At 56.3% G+C, this 916-nt stretch carries 1 protein-coding gene; it reads right to left on the bottom strand.

Annotated features, from left to right (window positions below; all coding sequences use genetic code 11):
- Positions 1-916 (bottom strand): VirB4 family type IV secretion/conjugal transfer ATPase (locus tag AUR66_RS11635; protein WP_449271635.1); only part of this gene is annotated, 916 nt, incomplete at both ends.

The following is a 916-nucleotide window of genomic DNA, read 5'->3' on the forward strand; positions in this document are numbered from 1 at the left end:
TAGAGCGAATGAAGTTCTGCTTTGAGCCAAAGGATTTCCCGGATCCAGTGTCCCCCACCGTGAACATCGCATAGCCGTTGTCACGAGCAAACGGGTCGATGACAACCGGACTGTGGGTGTCTTTGTGGATTCCGAACTCGACGCCGCCCTCTTCGAGGATCGTTGCATTGTGTGGCGATGCAAGGAGCGCACCGACAGCCCCACCAAGAGCGATTGATTCACGGCCCAGTACGTTGTCGCCGATCGGTGCTGCAGATTGTATCGCCAAGTCCTGTTTGCAGATGGCAGTCTTTGGCGTGAGACTGGCAGGCTCATCGCGGAGTGTACTCTTCACACTCTGAACAGCATCACGGAGTTCATCTCGTGTGTCGGCACGAACGGTGACTAAGAGTTCCTGATCGAAGACACTGGTTCCAGTCTCAACAGCGTTGTACGTCGCAGCGGCTTGGTTCGCACGCTGTTGGAGGTAGCCACTTCGAACACTCTTTTCGAGATCAGCGTCGACCTGGAGGTCGTCAGCGATGTCTTGGAGTTCGTTCAGCGCACGCTGCTGGTTCTTTGGTCGGATATGTGCCGTGAGGTCGAACTCGACGTCTGTCAGTTGGAAGAGGTCGCTGAGATAACCGTCGTTCGGGTAATCCGGGTAGTCGGTAATAGAGAGAGTCGTTGTCCACTGCTCGCCAACATGGGCTGCACGGGTTTCCCATTCGACAGCGGCAGGTGCAATCGTCGTCTTGTGTGATTCTGCGACATCGTCAAGGAGTTGCCCCTCGCCGTGGCCCGTTTCGAGTGTCTCCTCGTCAAGCACATCCGAGAAGTCAACTTCGGGCGCTTCCTCGGTAGTACGGCGTTGCCACGCGAGAATCCAGATGAGACCGACTGTGAGTAACCCAGCGGCATAGAGCATCGCACCCTC

Source organism: Haloferax profundi, from assembly GCF_001469865.1.
Classification (GTDB): domain Archaea; phylum Halobacteriota; class Halobacteria; order Halobacteriales; family Haloferacaceae; genus Haloferax; species Haloferax profundi.